The organism is Arthrobacter sp. M4 (assembly GCF_020251205.1).
In the GTDB taxonomy this organism is placed as follows: domain Bacteria; phylum Actinomycetota; class Actinomycetes; order Actinomycetales; family Micrococcaceae; genus Arthrobacter.
Genome location: NZ_JAIWYX010000083.1, coordinates 1 through 256, shown reverse-complemented (window position 1 = coordinate 256; position 256 = coordinate 1). Strand labels below are relative to the sequence as shown.

Here is a 256-nt window from a genome sequence, read left to right as displayed (position 1 = left end):
GCAGCGGCAGGCACCGCAGCGGCAGGCACCGCAACGGATCTCACTGCCGTGGCCGAGTTGGAGGGCTACGGCCCCATTGACGCGCACACTGCCCGCCGCCTGGCCGCTCTCGCGCCCAGCTGGCACCGGCTCTTCACCGACCCCGTCACCGGAGAGGCCCTCGGCGTCGGCCGCACCGCCTACCGGCCACCACAAGCACTTCGCAGATACCTCAACCACCGCGATAAAACCTGCCGCTTCCCCGGCTGCACCCGAC

1 protein-coding gene is annotated in these 256 nt (G+C 71.1%); it reads left to right on the top strand.

Annotated elements, in window-relative coordinates; translation table 11 throughout:
• The coding region (locus tag LD110_RS23495) for a DUF222 domain-containing protein (protein WP_225502348.1) at positions 1–256 on the top strand (256 nt) is incomplete at both ends.